This window comes from Lapidilactobacillus concavus DSM 17758, assembly GCF_001435835.1.
GTDB classification, from domain to species: Bacteria; Bacillota; Bacilli; order Lactobacillales; family Lactobacillaceae; genus Lapidilactobacillus; species Lapidilactobacillus concavus.
Genome location: NZ_AZFX01000086.1, coordinates 1 through 339 on the forward strand (window position 1 = coordinate 1; position 339 = coordinate 339).

Annotated in this window: 1 pseudogene; it reads right to left on the reverse strand. The window is 33.0% G+C overall.

Going from position 1 to position 339, the window contains the following annotated elements:
* Positions 1-122 precede the first annotated feature (122 nt).
* Positions 123-281: pseudogene (locus FC15_RS09040) on the reverse strand (helix-turn-helix domain-containing protein); the annotation flags it as partial.
* Positions 282-339 lie beyond the last annotated feature (58 nt).

The window sequence follows — 339 nt, forward strand, 5'->3', positions numbered from 1 at the left end:
ATGGCCTTTTTGGTCTAGTCATTTAGGTGTTGCACTTCAATTTTAAATCCGGCATTATTTTTTGTTTTTGTAATGCTCATAGTTAAAAACTCCTTTGTTTGCGAGTCAAAGGTGTAACGATATTATACTCGCGAATTTAGCCATTTATCAATAGCAACACGATCAAAACGACGTGTGTTCCCAACTAAAATGAAGGGCAAGCCATATCCGATCCATTTGTCTAAAGTGTTATTAGAGATTTTTAAGTAATCACATGTTTGTTGTTTATTCATATAACGATTATTGCTCCTATCCTAGTATTTGGTACATAAATTTCTGAACAGTTGTGCCATAATTAAT